At 39.1% G+C, this 19,299-nt stretch carries 18 protein-coding genes, 1 tRNA gene and 1 pseudogene; 18 read left to right on the top strand and 2 right to left on the bottom strand.

Annotated features, from left to right (window positions below; genetic code table 11):
* Positions 1–38 precede the first annotated feature (38 nt).
* The 10 genes from MHB64_RS32860 (at position 39) to MHB64_RS32815 (ending at position 11,291) form a co-directional block, all read left to right on the top strand.
* Positions 39–1,133: an HD-GYP domain-containing protein gene (locus MHB64_RS32860; RefSeq protein WP_341136413.1), complete on the top strand. Its 1,095-nt coding sequence runs from the start codon at positions 39–41 to the stop codon at positions 1,131–1,133.
* A 452-nt stretch (positions 1,134–1,585) separates the two neighbouring features.
* Positions 1,586–1,987 carry a hypothetical protein gene (locus MHB64_RS32855; RefSeq protein ID WP_341109565.1) on the top strand — a complete coding sequence of 134 codons (402 nt, stop codon included), beginning with the start codon at positions 1,586–1,588 and terminating at the stop codon, positions 1,985–1,987.
* A gap of 164 nt (positions 1,988–2,151) precedes the next feature.
* Complete coding sequence (locus tag MHB64_RS32850) at positions 2,152–2,811, top strand: hypothetical protein (protein ID WP_341136412.1); 660 nt, start codon at positions 2,152–2,154, stop codon at positions 2,809–2,811.
* Positions 2,812–3,482: 671 nt separating this feature from the next.
* Positions 3,483–4,880 carry a hypothetical protein gene (locus MHB64_RS32845; protein ID WP_341136411.1) on the top strand — a complete coding sequence of 466 codons (1,398 nt, stop codon included), beginning with the start codon at positions 3,483–3,485 and terminating at the stop codon, positions 4,878–4,880.
* Between the two features lie 637 nt (positions 4,881–5,517).
* Complete coding sequence (locus tag MHB64_RS32840; protein WP_341136410.1) at positions 5,518–6,561, top strand: site-2 protease family protein; 1,044 nt, start codon at positions 5,518–5,520, stop codon at positions 6,559–6,561.
* A gap of 93 nt (positions 6,562–6,654) precedes the next feature.
* On the top strand, positions 6,655–7,020 hold the full coding sequence (locus tag MHB64_RS32835; protein ID WP_341136409.1) for a hypothetical protein: 366 nt from the start codon (positions 6,655–6,657) through the stop codon (positions 7,018–7,020).
* Positions 7,021–7,176: 156 nt separating this feature from the next.
* Positions 7,177–8,193 carry a hypothetical protein gene (locus MHB64_RS32830; protein ID WP_341136408.1) on the top strand — a complete coding sequence of 339 codons (1,017 nt, stop codon included), beginning with the start codon at positions 7,177–7,179 and terminating at the stop codon, positions 8,191–8,193.
* Between the two features lie 22 nt (positions 8,194–8,215).
* Positions 8,216–8,440 carry a hypothetical protein gene (locus MHB64_RS32825; protein ID WP_280788118.1) on the top strand — a complete coding sequence of 75 codons (225 nt, stop codon included), beginning with the start codon at positions 8,216–8,218 and terminating at the stop codon, positions 8,438–8,440.
* Positions 8,441–8,807: 367 nt separating this feature from the next.
* Entirely contained in the window at positions 8,808–10,268 is a 1,461-nt protein-coding gene (locus tag MHB64_RS32820) for a type IV secretory system conjugative DNA transfer family protein (RefSeq protein WP_341109571.1), read from the top strand.
* A 150-nt stretch (positions 10,269–10,418) separates the two neighbouring features.
* Positions 10,419–11,291, top strand: coding sequence for a serine protease (locus tag MHB64_RS32815; protein ID WP_341136407.1), 873 nt, complete (start codon positions 10,419–10,421; stop codon positions 11,289–11,291).
* Positions 11,292–11,401: 110 nt separating this feature from the next.
* On the opposite strand, the pseudogene MHB64_RS32810 reads toward MHB64_RS32815, so the two are convergent.
* Positions 11,402–12,597, bottom strand: a pseudogene (locus MHB64_RS32810) (IS256 family transposase).
* Positions 12,598–12,952: 355 nt separating this feature from the next.
* Here MHB64_RS32810 and MHB64_RS32805 point away from each other — a divergent pair.
* The 8 genes from MHB64_RS32805 (at position 12,953) to MHB64_RS32770 (ending at position 18,839) form a co-directional block, all read left to right on the top strand.
* Positions 12,953–13,372, top strand: coding sequence for a hypothetical protein (locus tag MHB64_RS32805; protein ID WP_341136406.1), 420 nt, complete (start codon positions 12,953–12,955; stop codon positions 13,370–13,372).
* Positions 13,373–13,427: 55 nt separating this feature from the next.
* On the top strand, positions 13,428–15,155 hold the full coding sequence (locus tag MHB64_RS32800; RefSeq protein ID WP_341109574.1) for a DEAD/DEAH box helicase: 1,728 nt from the start codon (positions 13,428–13,430) through the stop codon (positions 15,153–15,155).
* 11 nt (positions 15,156–15,166) lie between these two features.
* Positions 15,167–15,466 carry a hypothetical protein gene (locus tag MHB64_RS32795; RefSeq protein ID WP_341136405.1) on the top strand — a complete coding sequence of 100 codons (300 nt, stop codon included), beginning with the start codon at positions 15,167–15,169 and terminating at the stop codon, positions 15,464–15,466.
* Between the two features lie 111 nt (positions 15,467–15,577).
* A tRNA-Ser gene (locus MHB64_RS32790) sits at positions 15,578–15,649 on the top strand.
* Between the two features lie 115 nt (positions 15,650–15,764).
* Positions 15,765–16,001, top strand: a complete 237-nt coding sequence (locus tag MHB64_RS32785; protein ID WP_094875933.1) for a hypothetical protein — start codon at positions 15,765–15,767, stop codon at positions 15,999–16,001.
* 4 nt (positions 16,002–16,005) lie between these two features.
* On the top strand, positions 16,006–17,100 hold the full coding sequence (locus MHB64_RS32780; RefSeq protein WP_341136404.1) for a hypothetical protein: 1,095 nt from the start codon (positions 16,006–16,008) through the stop codon (positions 17,098–17,100).
* Between the two features lie 22 nt (positions 17,101–17,122).
* Complete coding sequence (locus MHB64_RS32775; RefSeq protein ID WP_094875935.1) at positions 17,123–17,962, top strand: S1 RNA-binding domain-containing protein; 840 nt, start codon at positions 17,123–17,125, stop codon at positions 17,960–17,962.
* A gap of 67 nt (positions 17,963–18,029) precedes the next feature.
* On the top strand, positions 18,030–18,839 hold the full coding sequence (locus MHB64_RS32770; protein WP_280788125.1) for a hypothetical protein: 810 nt from the start codon (positions 18,030–18,032) through the stop codon (positions 18,837–18,839).
* A 104-nt stretch (positions 18,840–18,943) separates the two neighbouring features.
* Here MHB64_RS32770 and MHB64_RS32765 read toward each other — a convergent pair whose 3' ends face one another.
* Complete coding sequence (locus tag MHB64_RS32765; RefSeq protein ID WP_341136403.1) at positions 18,944–19,267, bottom strand: hypothetical protein; 324 nt, start codon at positions 19,265–19,267, stop codon at positions 18,944–18,946.
* Between the last annotated feature and the right edge of the window lie 32 nt (positions 19,268–19,299).

The following is a 19,299-nucleotide window of genomic DNA, read 5'->3' as shown; positions in this document are numbered from 1 at the left end:
CAGTTAAAGATCAAAGCAATTAGAATGGGGATTTGAGAATGAGATTATTAGGTTTGAATCGGTGTGAGCCTGGAATGATTTTGGCCCAACCGATATTTAATGATCGTGGAAACATGCTTTTAAGTGAAAGTACCAAGCTTACGAATGCATTAATAGAAAGACTAGAAATTTTAAATATTAACACAATATATATTAACGGGGATTATGTCACTGATGGGATTGTTATTGAAGATGACATTCCTTATCAGAAGCGTGTAGAAGCAATTCGGACGATAGAGAACACTTTTAGTGCTATAAGAGAAGGCAATCATAAGTCAAAGACTCTGACACGTGGACTTATGGTTAAAGAAATTCAGCAAGTATTTGATATGATACTTGCTGAATTTCGTCAAAAAAAACAGCTATTGAATTTACTAATTCAGATTAATGTTAAAGATACATGTTTATTTACGCACTCATTAAATGTAACTCTCTATGCAGTTGCTATGGGTATAAAGATGGGTTTAACGTATAAACAGTTACAAAATCTTGGGGTAGGGGCATTACTCCATGATATTGGCAAACTATTCATTCCTCAATACATACTCAGTAAGAAAGGGGCATTGGAAGAAGCTGAATTTGAAATAATGAAACGTCATACCGAATACGGTTTTGAGTTTCTTCGAAAAGAACCCGAAGTATCTTCTATCATTGCACATTGTGCATATCAACATCACGAAAAGCTGGATGGTACTGGTTATCCGTGTGGATTAAAAGGTGATGAAATCCATCTATTTGGCCGTATCTTGGCTGTTGCTGATGTTTTTGATGCATTAACCTCACATAGAGTGTATAGGAATGCTATGCTTCCACATGATGCTATAGAGATCATTTGGGCGGGGTGTCATACACAATTTGATAAAAGAGTGATAGAAGCATTTCACGCATCTGTAGCGTTATATCCGATTGGAGTCACCGTTATTCTAAATACTAATGAAGCAGCAGTTGTAGTTGGAAATGATCACAATTATCCTCAACGTCCATTAGTAAGAGTATTTAAGGATGCAGAGGGAAATAAACTCAATCCATACTTTGAGCGAGATTTATCAAAAGAACTAAGCGTCATGATTACTGAATGTGAGGCGATCATATAGGTAATTAATGATGTGTGCTGCGTATCTAATAACCAAGAGGTGAAAGTCTGGGGTCTGCTAAGCGAATCAATGCCGGTGGCTTAACCTCAGGGGTGCCATACCAGGCTATCTAAGTCCGGAGAAGCGATAGTTGCTGACCGCTGCAGCCTTATCTTGGAGCATGAATCTAATATTAAAATCGGAGCGTTGACGGTTTGAAGGACTGGGGGGAGGGGGATTAAGGGGGAGGGGGGCTTTTTTTAGACTCGAAGGTAGCGTAGCGGCCGGAGAGTCATAATGATGTCTTTTTGTAATACTACATAGAATTTAAATTCCATGTAGTAACGAATTAAAAGAACAAAGTCATGGTACAAAGCGTTACCGTACTCCCATTTAATTCCATTTATTCGACATTTTCACCTCTTCCAACAATGTTATATACTCATCTAAGATGAATCCGAGGGGGAACTTAAATGTTTGTTTTAAATTCTATTCAGAACCCGTTACCTTTACAGATTCAATTTCTTTTTGAAAATGCCCCCCCTCTAAACCCGACATTAAATGCAAAAGAAACGCAGACCAAAATTACGAGTTTTTTAAAGATAAAAGGTTGGAGCTGTAAAAATGAATTATTCATTAACGATCGTGGTGATGGAAAAAAGGGTCGAGTTGATATAGTCGCACATAAAGATGGGATTACATTGGCCATTGAAATTGATAGATTACATCCCCGAAAAAAATCTATTCTGAAGCTTCAAGGAATAAATGCATACCGGATTTTGATTTTAAGGGGTACGGTTAATTGCGTGATCCCATCAGGAATACATGCGATATGTTCAATCAATGGAGGGAATGATTCAAAAGAATACGTTTGATTAGTTCGAAATGTAGTATATTAATGTACTTGTAAGCAGCTTGTCCGGAGCATTACATTGAATACTGTTTTAAAATCGTTTGACTTTCTGTATACCATTGTTTACAATATCAAAGAGAGATTAATGTATTTTTTGATAGTATTGCGGTGAAGAGGTGAAACAAATTGAGGCTGAAAAAAGTACTTCCTTATGCGGCAGCAGCTACCTGTTTAACTGTCATCTTGACAGGATGCCAGTTGAAAGGTCCTTTTGCTGGTGAACTCGATAAAGCCACTGTAGACAATCAAAAAGAATTAATTCAAAACCAGCTAGGGACAAGCTATCCATCGGCCACATCACAAGAAGATGGGATTCAAGAAGCCCAAAAGGTAAATAATCAGATAGAACCAGTTGCAACTTTGGTTCCATCTCAAAGCCCTATAAAGATAAAAGAGGAAGAAGACATTCTTCTGAGTTTAGGTCCACCCTTAATTAAGAACTATCGGTCAGTCACGTATAAAGATACAGAGTATCCAGGATATGGCGATCTTAGTTACTTTACTAAGGGTTACCAAACCGCTTTAAAAGAAAATGCAAAACGCACAAAAACGATTATTGCTGGCCGAAGAATTGTAATAGAACCATATGAGATTACGTCTACTATAGATGATCTGAAAATAGAAGGAAAATCTGCTGTATTGTTAGTTCACCTTAAAGAAAAAGGTATTGATGCCAATGAACATTTCGATCGTTCTGTAACAGCACGCGTTTCTTTTATCGAGCGAGAACCAGGAGAATGGTTGGCTGATGATGTTCAATTTTCTGAAGATGACACTGACTTTTAGATACATAACAATATGTAACGAGTGGGGAATTATCCATTCTATAATTGATTTCTTATTTAACTCAAGAGCGACATACATATATTCAGTCAGACAAAATTCACAAACAAAAATAAGTTGTGATATACAAATGAGAAATCTTGGAGTAAAATTATCTCTAAATAGAAATATAAAGAACGATGTAATATTATCAGTTTTATAGTCGAAGTAATTCTACCATTTTCACTTTGAAATTTTCTTTTTTAACAGCAAAAATCCCCCTTGCTACCAACAAGGAGGATCCGCAAAAATCGCATATGAAATTGATACCCTTATTATAAAATAGGAATGGGACAATTTCAAATGGTTTTTAGGCAGGCTGTGAAAAAGTTTTAGTTTTTACGACGCAAAATCGCTAACCTGTCAGCCGAATGAAGTAGTGTCCCTTTAAGGGTCGTGATATCATTTTCTGGCAAAGTGCTAACGTACCTTATTCAGGATGCGGTCACACATGCGATAATGCGTGTGTGGCCGTTTTTGGTGTTTTTAGATTAGATAGATAGATAAATAAAAAAAGACCCTAGCCCGGGGCATTTCCAAAGAGGTCGGCAGTCTCCAAACTTAGCCCTCGATAAAAATGTGACAATGGCAGGATCACAAGGAAAAACATTAGTTATATAAATAATATCATACTTATGTTTTTAATCCAAGTGGTTCCCTTCTTTTTTACTGCCTTTTTTCCCCGTGCGCGTCAGAAAGGATGCGTCATGAAAGCCTCCACTTCTTTATTTACAGCTGCAGAAACCCAGTACGATACTCCAACATTATTAAGATTAAAATGCCTTGTTGGTGATTTGGCTGCTTATGACGGTGAAATCCCAGTAGATGTAAAGAAAATAGCCGAAAAACTTGGTGTTGGACGGCTAGCAGCCAAGAGAGCAATCGCTGAAGCTGTGACACAGAATGTTCTGTTTTATCGGAACGATAAGTTATATGCTAATCCGGAGAAATATATAGACTTTAAATCGGTTGATTATTCAAAGGCTGATAAAAACAAAGACTATTATCTAAAACATTATAAATTCCTATCATCTGATGCATTCAAACGTGTTAGTGTTCGAGCACAGCGTTTTGTACTAGATGTACTCTGTCAAATGCATAGAGGGCTAAAAGTATATACTTGTACTCTTCGAAATATGATACTCAATAATAGTGATTATGAAAGAACTACTGGTTTATTTAATATACGTAGTATTGGTGAAATGAAGAAGGTTATTGAAGAAGCCTCTGCTTTTTTAGATCTTAAAATTGTTAAATCACTAAAACACATTTCAACTAAATCAGAACCAATGGTTCAGGTATATGGAATTCGACCAGAAATGCTTGAGTTAGGGGTGCATGAGAGTGAGGGAAATGTGCTTTGGATTTGTAATGCTCTTCAAAAGCATTCTTACCATGTTGGAGCTATCACCAAGCCTAGACTAGAAGCCCTAGCTAAGGTAATGGAATACTATTATCGTCAGCTTGGTTATGAACTTGCCTCCCACATCATCTCCCATACATTAGTTCTACTCAAAAATGATACAACTTTCGGTAATTTACTATATGTAGATATTCACCAGGCATATGGTCAGATGGCACTAGATGGAAACCTTTCACATATTGTTCCTGAAGGGGTTGAACAAGCGACCTGGATCGGAGCGTCTGAGGACACCACGACACTTAATTCTTTAAGTGCGTATTTCCGGAAGACGGCAGAAGGAATAGCTGAACGTGAAGTCGCGGAATTTTTGACTGAAACTTATGAAGAATATACGAACCGGATAGAATATGAAACTGAGAAACAAAGCGAAAAAACGTCTATCGGGTCTAATAAGACTTCTTATTCACTACTTGATGCTTTTACGGAGCTAAGAAAAATACAATTTCAAAAACTTCGAAAAATCGAAACATTGTGGCTAGATCGATGTGTAACTGGGCACTCATTTAAAGATGAAATTGTACAAAATGATAGGTTCTTCTCATCAGCTACTCGGTATATGAGAGAATTGGGTGGATATTTGATGTCTCATTTCAAACAAGTAATGCCATAGTACCTTTATTGATTTTTTAGTATAGGGGGTATGGTTATTTGTGCTGCAATTTTACTTTTTAGTTCATGTAAAATCAACAATCTCACTCTTATCTTCATCCAATGAAATTAGAAAATCACTGATTATCTTCAATTTAAAAGCAGGTAATGTATTTCTACTCTTTTTTTTGCCTTCTAAGGTTGTGGATAATGTTTTTTTGCTTGTGTTCTTTTTATTTTACTATCTTAATTCATGCTTTTAAATTCTTAATAGAGATTATAATGAATTGAATACATAAATAACTAAGGTGGTTAATCATCACTTAAATATGAATTCAAATTTTCTTTAATGGAACTTTGCTCGAATTCGTTCTAATAAAAAAAACACTTGTTGCGCAAACCCTTGTCATACATAGATTAAATGCAGTTTCATAAATGTCCTAATGGTATTGTTTTATTGTATTCATTTATTGTATTTGATTATGGAGTTTATTTATGGAGTTGTATTATGGGAGTCAATTTTCATCATTAACAGCATTAACATTTATTAGGTAGAATTTAATTCATCCGATAAAGAACATCATCCGCCAGACCTTTTAAATTCATAAATCAATAAATCTTCCAACCTATTTAACCGATTAAAGAATAGAGGGTGAATCATGATTGAAGTAATCGCTGTTATTTTTCTTTTTCTTAGTATGGTTACCTTACATGAGCTTGGACATCTGATCCTCGCAAAAAGAGCAGGGGTATATTGTCACGAGTTTTCGGTAGGTATGGGGCCTAAACTTTATGGTTTCAATTTTAGAAACACATACTATTCATTCAGGATTTTACCTATTGGCGGATTTCTACGAATGGCTGGGAGAGATGATTGGTCCTATTGGTACAATAAAACAGTTTACATACATCATACTAACGGGATGCTCAGTGATATTTATGAAGTGCAAAATAAAAATTCATATCCTGTTAATCTCATTAAAGTTGATCCTAAAGCAGGGAACGTCACTTTTAGATCACCTGATCAAACAGATGAATATACTTTAAAGTTTCTACCAAGCGCGTCGATTGTAACAGCTAGAAATTCACGTTATCCTCTACTACCCGATCATGTGTTATTTCAAAGCAAAACCATCTCACAGCGGATTTGCATTTTTGCAGCAGGACCATTGGCAAATCTTGTATTTTCTATTTTCATTGTATTAGGAATACTTTTTTCTATTGGTATGTCTGAAAAATCGACTGTAGTCATTAAAGAGGATAAATTAGAGTCACATACAAATATTACATCTCAAGAAGGAAGTGGCTCAGCTTATTCTTTAAAAAATGGTATAAAAGAAACTTATTCACATGAATCCCTATTTATTAACGGATTCAAAAGAACGGTTATCGGGGATGATATTCAGCATAAAACTATTGGTCCAGCGGGTTTAATTATGGAGAGTTATTACACGGTCAAAGAACAAGGTCTTAAAGCCTTCTTGGTATGGGTAAGTATAATAAATATGTACTTAGCAATATTTAATCTTCTTCCGTTTCCGGCACTAGATGGGGGACGTATATTTTTTCTCATACTGGAAGCTATACGTCGTAAGCCGATGGAATCTAGTAAAGAGAGTCTTATAAACTTAGCAGGTAGTATTGTACTCGTTCTCCTAATGGTAGCTACAACCTGGAGTGATATTCACAACTTTTTGGCGTAAAAAAGTTGTGTTTTTATAAGATGGATGTATGCTATTTTCCAGACCACTAAGTAATACTATTCAAGTGGCAAAACTCATTTTAGGAGGAACACTATGAGCACCATTATCCCTACCATTAAATTATCCGTCGATCCGGACAATCACACGATCATTCGAAAGTTAATTGAAACTGATGCAGAAACGTTTCAAAACACACATGAAGCAGCAGTACCCGATAAATCATTTCAAGTAGCTGTCTTGCCAGTTTCAACTCAACAATCTTATTCAGATGCACAACGTTTGGCGCATTTGTTTGCCGCTGCTCCAGCAATGGCAGAAGTTCTTTACGAGCTTCACGATTGTTTTGACTTTTTTCAAAACTTTAAAAACCCATTAATGACTTCTTCAGAAACAGATGAAGTAGAGCGTGTTTTTGCTAAGGCATGGAATATATTAAAAACTCTACAGAATCAAAAATAGTTTTTTTGTATAGAAGATGAAAGCTAGCCCGAAAAATGACTTAAACTGCTCAATGCCCCAAAGGGGAAGAGAACTCATTGTGTTGCGTTCTCTACACACATACAAAATAATTCGTGGTGATCTTCACTTCTGATAATATTCAGAGGAGAATAGATCATGAAAATATATCAGCACCTTGATTGTTATAATATTCGTTTTAACGAAATAACCGAATCTGAGGAAATTAAGGTAGTATCTGTTGAGTACAATTTGATAAATAGCCGAACGACGACCATTACTCTTGTATTTAGCCCGAAGTTGTGCAAAATTTACGAAGTACAGACAAATCTCAGCTTGGATATGGCTGATCTGTCAGAACTGGCAGACCTCCGGTTTATCGTACTATCCAAGAACAAAGAGTATTTGACAAAATTAGTTCCTCCAATGCTACAATTCTGGGAATATGATGAGTTTTTATTGATGGCCAGCCTTCGTTCAAAAGAAAAGATAGAAGTTCGAAAACAACTTCGAAATATACTTGAACATGAACCAAATTTTGAATTCAGATCCCACGCTCGTGCATTTAAAGAAATAGATATGCAGCTGCAACTCATACCAATGCAGGAGATGGGGATCCCCTATTTTACATTTAGCGAGTTTCTCAAAACGGCAGAAGCTGAGAAATTCACTTCTAAGGAAAAGGGAACCGGTTATGCACGCATGTACCAAATTTGGCGCTCACAAGCCAAAGCATGCTTGAAGAACAATGTACGTGCAGAGTATGTCTTTTCATCAGGAGAAAAATGTGGTCAGCCTGTATTCAACGCTGCAGGGTTTATAATGGAAAAAATCATAATTCAAACACCTGTCTATATGGGGAGTAGTTTCGATGATAAGCGGGTAGTATATTGCACATTCCATTCTCATGAACACGACCTGAAATTTGCAGGTCCGGACAGAACAGATATTGTTCTTTTTAATTTTCTGGATAAGGGTATGCTTGTAGAACAGTGGGTTGTATACACTGATCCAAATTCGAATGAGACACCCGACTTCTCAAATGATCTTTTCTCAATCTTACGAACACGTCCTGACTGGCAATCCACTGAATTCCGTTTAGCCGAACAGTTGCAACCGATACAGTCTTCACCTGAGACTGGGTATTATCTGATTCCAAAAATCGGTCTTCATTAAGGTTAAGGAGGGAGTGATAGGGATGAAGAAATCATGGATCAAAGATAAATTACATTTCTACTCAAAGAATTATTTTGCCTATTTAATCTGTGTAGTTATACTTTCAAAGCTTATTGGTAGTCCCGTCCCTTGGGTTAATATGGGTATTATGCTAATCGCACTTATTGTTCTTCTTGAAACTGTTGAATTGTCCAAAAATATTTTCAAAAGAAAATCTATTAATGCAGAAGCTAATGATGAAGGATAATAAGCAGTAATGAAATGAGCATATTACCCGCTTCCATCCTATGCATATATAGAGGATTACTTACAGCCGCGAATTAGCATTCGCTGATCTAAAGACCTGCAGGATATCCATTCACTACTAGATACATGATTTGGACGTGGAGATTCTCAGTGAAATAGGCAGCCGGCAATAAGGTGGTTTCGTGCATTATTAGATAATTAAGTACACATAAGTGTACTATTCATTTCTTTCTGGTTTGTATATACTTATCTGTAACCAAATAAATACAAAATCAGGCTACCCGAAAAAGGCGTTTGATCATAAATCTCAGTAAATATCTGAGCTTTGTGTTCAAACGCCTTTTTTGTCTGCTATTAGGAGGAAAATTATGGGAGCTACCAGATTCTTAAATAAAAATAATAAGGGCTCGTCCCTTATTCAGGACAAGCGCGCATTAAGGCCAGTCCTAGGCAAAGGAGGTTTTGTTCTCGGTAAAGGTGCAGTAATGAGCCTTCTAAAGTCATACGAACATCTAGGATTGATAGGACCAACAGGTTCTGGTAAATCGGCCACATTTTTTATACCAAATTTGATGGAATTACCATTAGGCGTGTCTGCAGTAGTGACAGATCCAAAAGGCGAATTGTACTGGAAGACAGGAGCGGACTTGAGGGCACGTGGTTTTGATACAATACGATTAGCTCCGTTTGAACGATTTTATCCTGGTTATAACATGCTTGCAGTTGCAAAAGATTATGCGGAAATCAAGGAAATAGCACAGCTCATTCTCATGAACGGTGGACTGGCGTTTGAGATGCAAGGGAAAGGAGGGGGAGATGCTACTTGGCTTAATATGTCACTCCCCCTTCTGGTTGCTGCATTTTTGTACGAAAAAAAGATGGAACCAGGGTGTCCAAAAATCGGAAAAGCGATGGAGAAAATCCTTTATCTCGATATGGATGAAATGGAAGCGGTCTTCGATCAAGTGGAGATTGCACGACGGGAATTTAATCTTTTTAAACAAGCAGCTGGTTCCGAAAAAATACTAGCTAGTATTAAGGTTACCATTGCAACGAATATGCAGCTTTTTATGGATGATAAGATCGTAAAATTCGCTGAGCGAAATGACCTGCATCCTTCATTTTTACGCCATGGGTTAGATGGAACTAATCAAAAACCAGTTGTTCTTTTTGTTTCAGTCCCAGAAACAAAGTCATTATATGCTGCACCACTTATGGCCGTCATATATCAGCAGCTACTTCAGCGATTGCAGGATATCATTGATGGATTTCCAGTTCTCTTCCTTCTGGATGAGTTCGCTAATATCGGAATAATACCAATAATTGATACAGTCGCTGCAACTGCTCGTTCACGTCGTATGGGACTTGCGATAGGGCTTCAGGGAGTTGAACAACTCAATCAGAAGTATGGAGAAGATAAGGCAAACAATCTGTTAAACAATCTAAAGACTAAGGTATTTCTTTCAGGATTATCACTTGTTTCCTGTGAGTATGCCTCAAGCTTTTGCGGAACGGCAACAATCGCTCAGGAGAATATAACAAGGAGCTTCTTCTCATTTATGCCAAAACAAAAGATGCAATCCTTTGCAGAGCGTGCTGCGATGACTCCTGATGAAGTACGCCGGCTTAATCCGGATAAAGCCTTAGTAATATCAGACTATCTCGATCCGGCCATTATTGATAAAATTTGGTACTATCAAGAAAATAAATATACTAGTCGGATTCGCTGGGGCGACCCAGACTTTTCCGAAGAACTTGATGAAATGAGAAACCGATATAATATTGATCCTGATGATGATCCTGGTGATAGTGATTTATTTGCACTATAAAATTTATAATATAGAAAATACTTCTCGACAAACTAGAAAAGCCCTCAGGGGCTTTTCTTTTTCATAAGTCATACTACAATGAATTAAGAGAGAGGGAATAATACTCTTGAATACCTTATATTAGAAATTAGAAAATGGGAGATGTTAAAAGTGCTAAAAAAAATCCTATTAACAACTATGTTCATTATGGGAATAGCTAGTACCGCAGTAACAGAAGCAGAAGAATCCCTAACATCAACTACTATCATTCAAACCGCTCCTTCAGCCCAGATGATAGAATCATGGAAATATAATGTAACCAGAATCAATACCATTATCACTTATGATGAGATTATTATTGAGTCAGATGGCTACAAACATAATAAAAAAGAGGAAAATGGTGGAACCGGATTCTTCATTAAAGGTGGATACATACTAACAAACTATCACGTAATATCTGGAACAGGTAAGAAAAAAACTATCCAATACCAAGATTATAAAGATGGAAAAAAACCACCTGGTAAATACAATACGGCTACCTTGGTAAAAGTCTACCCTGACAAGGACATTGCTGTATTGTCGACGAATGAAGTGAATCATTCATATTTTGATTTTAGCTCGGAACCACTTCAAAAAGGTGATTTTGTTACCGTTATCGGTAATCCAGTGGTGCCTAATAACATTCTACAGCCGGGAGAGGAAAAGAAGGAAACAAACTTCAATCTCTTTAATGGCAGTACGCTTAAGACTTGGGATGTATTATCCGCTAAAAAAATTGATTCACCAGTACTTCCGATAGAAGTAACGAAAATCCCAGATTCAACTAAGGGAGTATTTTTATCAACCGATCTGTTTGACAAACTAATATATCACGGGAATTCAGGAGGTCCAGTCATTAATTCTAAAGGTCAAGTAGCTAGTATTATCTTTGGATCGGGTGATGACACGAGCTTTGGAATAACGCTCAATGAAATACAAACTGTCTTAAAAGATATCAATCTGTTCAATTCTGTATATAACATTAAAGAACCTAACGTAACATAGGTAGCGTCAAGAAGTTTGTGTAAGAGAGTAGAGAGTAACTCCTCGGGTGTTCGTTAGTGGGTATGGATGTTCTTTGGAGCGGGGGAACCCCGCCCCAAAGAACAAGGGAATTATACTATTTCTTCCTGCCCTTCCCGCACCGGATATCGCGCTTCAAACATTTCGTTTAGTTTCTTCTTTACCTCGAGATCGCCGAAGCCCCGAATTACCCGTTCGCTAAAACGTTCATTGTAGTCCATCACGTCGAGATAGACGATTTTCTCTGCTGCATCCATATTGGTGAGACTGTTCATCGGCTTCAGGCGCTTTCGGATTTCCTTGTTCATTCGTTCAATCGGATTAGAGGTGTAGATGGCTTCCTTCATCACTGCCGGATACTTGTAAAACGTCAGTAGTGTGGACAGTTGTTCCTCCCAGGACCGCATCTCCTTCGGGTACAGCTTGCCCCATTTGGCCTTCACCGTATCAAACGCAGCCAGTGCCAGATCGTGGTCTTTTGCTGTATAAATAGTCTTCAGATCTTCAATCACTTCCGTTTTGTGCTGAATTCGGATCTTGGGAAACGTGGAGCGAACCTTGTGGACAATACAGTGCTGCACATCGGCTTTCGGGTACGTTTCTTGGAACGCAGCATCGAGTCCTGGCAACCCGTCAAATACACCTAGTAGCACCTCTTGAGCTCCACGGTTGTAGAGATCTTTTAACACCTCACGCCAGCCGTTTGCACTCTCTTGCCCGCCCACATAGAAGCCAAGGATTTGCCGATGCCCGTCTTCGTCGATTCCCATCGCGAAATAGACGACTTCTCCGCGACGGTTCCTCGCTTGAGCTTGACGTAAAGACCATCCAGGTAGATCACAGAATAGCGTTTGTTTAACGGGCGCTTCTGCCACTGGTGGATGTCATCAAGTACCGTAGCTGTAATATTGCTGACGGTGGTGGGGGAATAGTGGCTGCCAAACATACTTTCAATAAATCTGGCCACATCCCGGGTGCCCATGCCTGACTTATACATCTGGATCACCGCTTCTTCCAGCCAACCGTCTCTTCGCTGGTACGGCTCAAACATTTGAGTTTGGAACAAGCCCTGACGGTCGCGGGGAACCTCTAAATCCTCCACGTTGCCGTACTTTGTGTGCAGGTTCCGAGTGTAATATCCGTTGCGGCTATTCCGCGGACCAGCCTCATCGCTCGACATAAACGCTTGGATTTCCGCACGCATAATGGATTCCAAATTATCTTTTACAAACTGGGTGACAAGATTTTCAAATAGATTATTCATTAGATTTTCGGGTACAATAGTCATTGAGTAGGGTCCCTTCTTGGTGGTGTCGTAATCCCGAGAATACCCTACTTTTTTGTTGCCTGACTAGGCTCCAAATCTTGGTACACAACTTATTTTACGCCATCGTAACATACGGAACTATAGTTAAATAACAGGTCATTTTCGTTGAAAAGTATACATAAGTGTACTTTTCAACGAAAATGGTATCCATGTATACTAATAGTGTAGGAATATGCAATTCATAAAAAACCAAACCACCTTAAAATAAGGCGTTTGAAACACTTTCCATTTTTAATATGGGAAGTGTTCGGACGCTTTTTTTGTATATAACAAACATTCTAAACATTTTATAAAAAAGTAATCCAGGAGGTGTATGGTGAGATTCATATTTTTTAATAAAAGAGTGACGAATCGAGAGTTGTTTCTAGAAGCACATAGAAATGACTCAAGCTATTTAGCCTGCATGAATGAAGAAAGGTCAGCTCTTGAACAGAAAAAAAAGGAGATACTAATCGAATTAAATCTGTCTGATGTACATTATGACCCTCTAAAAATCGAATTCTACACTGGCTGTGAATTTCACAGAAGGGGAAACGATATGTTTTCAGTTCGTCAAATTCATTGTTTTCTCGATTGCAAGTCTCTAATCCAAGAAGGTAAATATGCCTTAGCTTATCATGAACTATATGATTTTATTGAAGACTATGGAAGAAAAAAAGGAATTGCTTTGTCGCTTTATGAGTTGCAAGCTATTAGGTATTTGCTAGATCAAATGGAGGTTAATAAATCTGTTTAATTTCTATCTTTTCATTTTTAAATCTACCATTACAATATGAAAGGAGAACATGATCATGGGGATAGCTTTGCGGGATTATCAACAGGAGGCATCAGACTCATTTTTCAGGAAGCTGCATGAAGGTATCAAGCGTCAACTCATTGTATTGCCTACCGGCGGAGGAAAAACCGTTGTAGCTGCCGATATATCAAAGCGATTTTACCAGAATGTTATGAACGGAAAGCCCATTGTATTTATCGCACATCGGGAAGAACTTCTCCAGCAAACCTCAAAAAAAATGAATTTGGTTTGGAATGGCGTACAGGTTGGCAAAGTAAAAGGGCAGGCAAATCATCAAAATGCAGAAATTATCGTAGCTTCCACACAAACCTTAGTCCGAGGCAGGAAGATAGTAGACCCCGGACTAGTCATTTATGACGAGGCCCATCATTGTGGTTCAAAGGGATCAAAAAGTATTCTGACAAGCCTAGGATGTTTTGATCCCGACGGTCCTCCTCTCCTGGGAATAACCGCAACCCCAAATAGAGCAGACAAGATAGGTCTAGGTGATATATTTCAAGAAGTAGTCTATGAAAAATCGTTAATTGAAATGATTGTCTCGGGTTATTTGTGTGATATTAAGGCAAAAAGAGTTGTCGCTGAATCCTTGGATTTGGGAAGTCTCAAGATTGTTGCTGGCGATTTCAATCAGATGGAACTCGGTGAAGTCATGTCTCAAGAAAGCGCCATACAAACTGTAGTAGATGCTTATATTGAACATGCGGAAGGAAGGAAGACGATCGTATTTGCGGCCAGTGTGAAACAAACGTATCAGATCGCAGAGTCTTTACGTAGTCATGGAATTCTGGCAGCTGGCATTGACGGATCTCTTAACGATGAAGAGCGCCGACGCATTCTATCAAGTTTTGAAAGAAATGAATACCGGGTCATCGTGAACTGTATGATGTTAACGGAGGGATTTGACGAACCTAGTGTCAGCTGTATCATCATGGCAAGACCAACCAAAAGTGAGAGTCTATATATTCAGTCTGTAGGTAGGGGAACGAGACTACATCCGGATAAAGCCAATTGTCTGATCCTAGACATTGTAGGAGTAACAGAAACCAATTCCCTTATGACGCTATCTAAACTATTCCCTCCAATCGAAAAGCCTGAGACGGATAGTGTGACACAAACTCAGCTGGACCTTCAGGACGATGAATCCGTAATCTCATTTCAGAAGCGTAAAGAAGAAACCCATCGAGTTCAAGGGCAAATGGCATATGAAGTCAGCTTATTTACTGATAAAACCATCTTCAGCTGGGTAAAGGCAAGTGAAAATTCTTACTATATTGGTTTAGGTGATAAAAGAGCTTGTTTTCTTCTAAAAGAAAGTACTCATGAATGGTGGGCTCTATTCGAGCATTCAGATAATAAGTTATATCCGTTGTATCATGAGCCATTGGATCTCGAGTACGCTCAGGGGGTAGCTGAAACCTTTTTAAAATCGCTGCAACGAAATTTATTCTTAAAAGAAGCATTTTGGAGACGAAATCCCATGTCAGAAGGGCAACGTAAACAGCTAATAAAACATTCTATTCCATTTGACCATACATGGTCTAAAGGTATGGCATCCGATGCGCTAGACTTGGTTTTTGGCAAACGTATTGCTGAAAATGCCTTGCGCAGATTTGATCCGATATCTTATCGTATGTTACTACAAAACCCAGACGTTAGAGAGAAAACGACACTTAAAATCCAGCTTATCCAAAGAGAACTGAGCCGGCAAACTGCTCAGTACTAAGGGAGGGTCAAATGACTACTTATAATCGGTTAAATGAAATCAAAAGAAGTCGTTGTATGCATATTAAAAAAGCTACCATCACTGAAATAAATATCATCAACATGCGAATAACGGGAAAGAAAATAGGGAACCTTCTCGTTTCTGATCAATCTGGCGAAGGAAGGATTAAAATTTTCGCACACACACCAGAGGATATTGAAAAAATTGAACAGCTAGTCGTTAACCAACAAATTGACTTTAAAGGTACCGCAGAAATTGATGGATTCGAACATCAACTATCTATCCTTGTAAAGGATTATTCATCGAGATAATCCGAAAAACTGTATTTATTCGTTGACAGAAAATCAGGCAATCGATATAATCATAATGTGAATATATATTTTCAAATAGGTGTAATCCTATATGGAAATCTGTAGAGCTCAGAGGGTGTAGTTTAAAGTAGAACAGCAATTCGTTGAGAGTTGCTAGTGTAGGTTCAACTCCTATCCCCCTCGTCTAGCTGAATACTTTTTCTTACACTACCGAAACATCGGCGTGCATAGAAGCAATGTGGAATAATCCTCATTCGCTTATGTACGCCTTTTTATTTACCAGGAAGGAGGAATCCGATTGGAATCAAACGGTTGCCTTATTCAACCATTGCAGCAGTTGGTAGAGTTTACAGACGATGATGATTTGGCGACACGTTGCGCTAGCTTATCAACTTCGAGCCAAGAAATATTAATCAAGTCGCTCAAAGAGGAGCTAAGAGCCGGTATTGGACTATGGGTCAGTATTATTCAAGCGCTTCAAGCTGGAGGAGAGGACTTCCGAATTGAAATTCAGGAACAAGGGGGACTGAGTTAATGAAGTGAAATATCTTGATAAATACATCCCGCTCTTAACACGCTTATATAACCCAGTTTTCTTTTTTATATCAATTTTCGGTTGCTTAATGATGTATCTTAATCTTGCGCCATCAGGCTTTGGAATTCCTTTCATTGTTTGGCTTTTTGCAGCTACAGGCCATCTGGTCAGCTATTACTTTCGCAAGCGAGTAGGGTATCTCTCGTTAATGGCATGTGTCTTCTCTGTAGATTGGATGGTTGGAAGTTTTTTAACGCGTGCAATGGAACGTCTTCGTCCGGATAGTGAATCAATCGTACCTCGGTTACTAGCTGCTATTGCATTTCTGTTCTGTATAGTAATTATGCTTATGTATTTAAAAGTAATGTCTAATATTCAATCTCCAGTTGCAAGAGAATATACCTGGGAAGACTTTAAGTACGATATTCAAGATCGTAATGAACGATGGAACGATCGTATGCGGTTTGCACAAGATGCAGCTGAACAAGGGAAAGAGAATATTCACTCAGCAATTAAGTGGATTCGTAATAAGATTAAAGGTAATAAAAACAAAGTACCTGCAGAAGTGAGCTTGATTCCTGCTGACGAGAATGTAGAAGAGACTTTACAAGCAACCAGAACTGAGACGGATCAGGATATCTCAGAGGTGAAACATAAAGGATTCATTATAACTTTTGACTTACCAACTGAGGATTTGCCACCAGCTGATTCAGACTTGCAGGTGCCTTTCAATGATCGATCACATGGAAAATCAATTTCTTCAACGACTCAAAAAGAAGAAGAGAACCGCAACGTCCCTGATGAGTCATGGCTGCCTCCTTTACCACCCGAGCCTCCTTATATCAGCCGACCATACGGACCGCCATCGAGAAGCTCTCAAGCACCTTCGGGAGACCAGAAAAAGCAGAACAATCCACGTGTGAATTTACAAACAGTTAAGAGTGCCTCACAGCCTAAACGATTGCCAGACATTAATGTGAATTCAGAACAAAAAGTACAACCCGCTCCTTCTAAACAAGCATCCCCGCATCAACCATCACAGGCAAAGCCTGGCACAGGGGAGAATGCGTTCTGGGGTAAATTTAGTAGCAAATCATAATCTCATTTCAGGAGGAATTTATATGAAAACAACCGTTCTTAACGAAACAGATGTTCTTGTCCGTATAGTCAATCGCAGCGAAAAAGAAATCCAGGAAGAAAGAGAGTCTCAGCAGTGGCAACTCGTTTATAGCGCCCGCCAAAATAGAAGTATCTTAAGGGCAGAACTTCGCACCACAGAAACTATCGGTGATAAGCTCTGCGCTATAGTCTACATCGGTCATATCAAAGGAATTATCCCATTCGAAGAAACGGGCTTTGAAAAAACCCAATACCTTAAAGATGCTGTAGGCCAGGAAATATATTTTAAAGTTCTTGGTCTAGACAAGGAAGCAGCAACATTTGTAGCCTCCGTTAAAGAGGCGAAAGACCACCTTCAAGGCCTTACGCTCGATATGGTGAGTGAAGGTACGATCGTAGTAGGATCCGTAACCCGAGTTAATACACGTTCTCTGCGCCTGGATGTTGGAGCTTTGGACGTTGAGCTCGCCGTAGACGAGGTCTCCTACCAATGGATCGATGATCTCCGCGATTTATACGTCAAGGGAGACGATATTGAAGTTAAAGTTTTGGAGGTCAACAAAGAAAAGCGTACGCTGAAGGTCAGTGCCAAAGCATTGTACACTAACCCTTGGCCGGATTGCACACGACGTTACGCAAAAAACAACCAGTATGGCGGTAAAGTGTCGGGAATTGTAGCTTATGGGGTATTTGTAAATCTCGAGGCTGGTGTAGACGTACTCTGCACGCATCCTGCGCCTAATGTGGGAAAGGTTCGGAAGGGCGATAAAGTAAAGGTACGAATTCGTGAGGTTCTAACAGAAACCAAACGAATGACTGGGCAGATCAAAGCCAAGCTGTAAGGATTAGCATAAGATCCTACGGACACATAACTGGGCGAAATACAGGAAAGAGAGGTGAACCAAAGGAATGTCTTATGATGTATCGCCATTCAGCAATAACGGGAATGATTATATTTTAAAATGGGGGCATCAACCACCAGAGAATACAGCTCTCCCGGTTCGTTTCTTAAACACAGGACAGAAAAAGGTATTAGAGGTTCTGAAGTCTCTGCAATGGGCTACTAAAAATCAACTCGCATTGATTCTCAACCCCGGAAATCTCCGAAAGGGAAAGAAGAATGTAGATGCGCTTTGTGATAAAGGATATCTGGTCCAACATCAACTCGTAGCCTTCAGTAATAGTCGGTATATATCCTTTTATACCCTTTCTAATCCAATGCGTGCTTTAATGACACTGCCAAAGGGGGCACGCAGCAATGTATCTGGTGTGCTTCGGCGACTTGTGGTTGCACAAATGTTTCTTCGATTCTATCAAACGGATCCAAACACCACGCTAGAGGAATTTCCCGATCCATTCGATGGTGTATTCTATATACAGGACATGCAATTTCGGGTGGCCGTATTACGTGATAAGTTCCAGCGTGATCGTGTTTATAAGCATCTAAAGGTAATGGAAGAAAAAATGAGAACATTTATAGTTGTTCCCGATTGGCCAGATGCAAATATGTTCTTAGAGTTGAAGAAGCAGTCAGACTTTTTCCGCGTAACCACGGATCATAACTTGCTTAAAGAGAGTCTGGCACATTGTTTTTGGAAAGCAGGGAAAGAAGGATGGGAAGAGGAATACATCGCTCATTTTGAGATACGTGTCGAGACTGATGCGAATAGTGTTCGGAATGAAAATGATCATCCATTACTTCCGGCTTCAGATAGCTAGATTTCTAAACCGTTTCGAGTTAATCGAAACGGTTTTTTATGTGCGCCCAGCATGGGCGCTATCTATAGGGTTGAAGTCCCGAATGGCGAAGGCAGTAGTAGCCATTAGCCTAAGGCAAGGGTGTCCATCGCGAGTTGGAATCTGAAGGAAGCCAGCGGCAAATCTCCGGTCTGAGGAACACGAACTTCATACAAGGCTAACGTAGGCTGGATGAGGTTGCATAACAAACCAAAGTCCATACTGCCAAAGGCATACGAGAGTAAATGAAGCAGATAGATGGAGAGGAAGATAGCGTTCTTACCTGGGGAGATCTGTGCGGTAGGCGAAGTCAATTCGTAAACCTGCTTGTGAGAGTAGGCTGAACGCACAGAAGTCAGCAGACGCCATAGTACGCAAGCTGTTGCAACAGCTGCGGAAGGGCTGAACATGAAATAGGTATTTGTACATCCAGGCGTTCAGA

It is taken from the genome of Paenibacillus sp. FSL K6-2859 (genome assembly GCF_038008265.1).
Classification (GTDB): Bacteria; Bacillota; Bacilli; order Paenibacillales; family Paenibacillaceae; genus Paenibacillus_AQ; species Paenibacillus_AQ nitricinens.
This window is presented reverse-complemented; position numbering and strand designations above follow the sequence as displayed.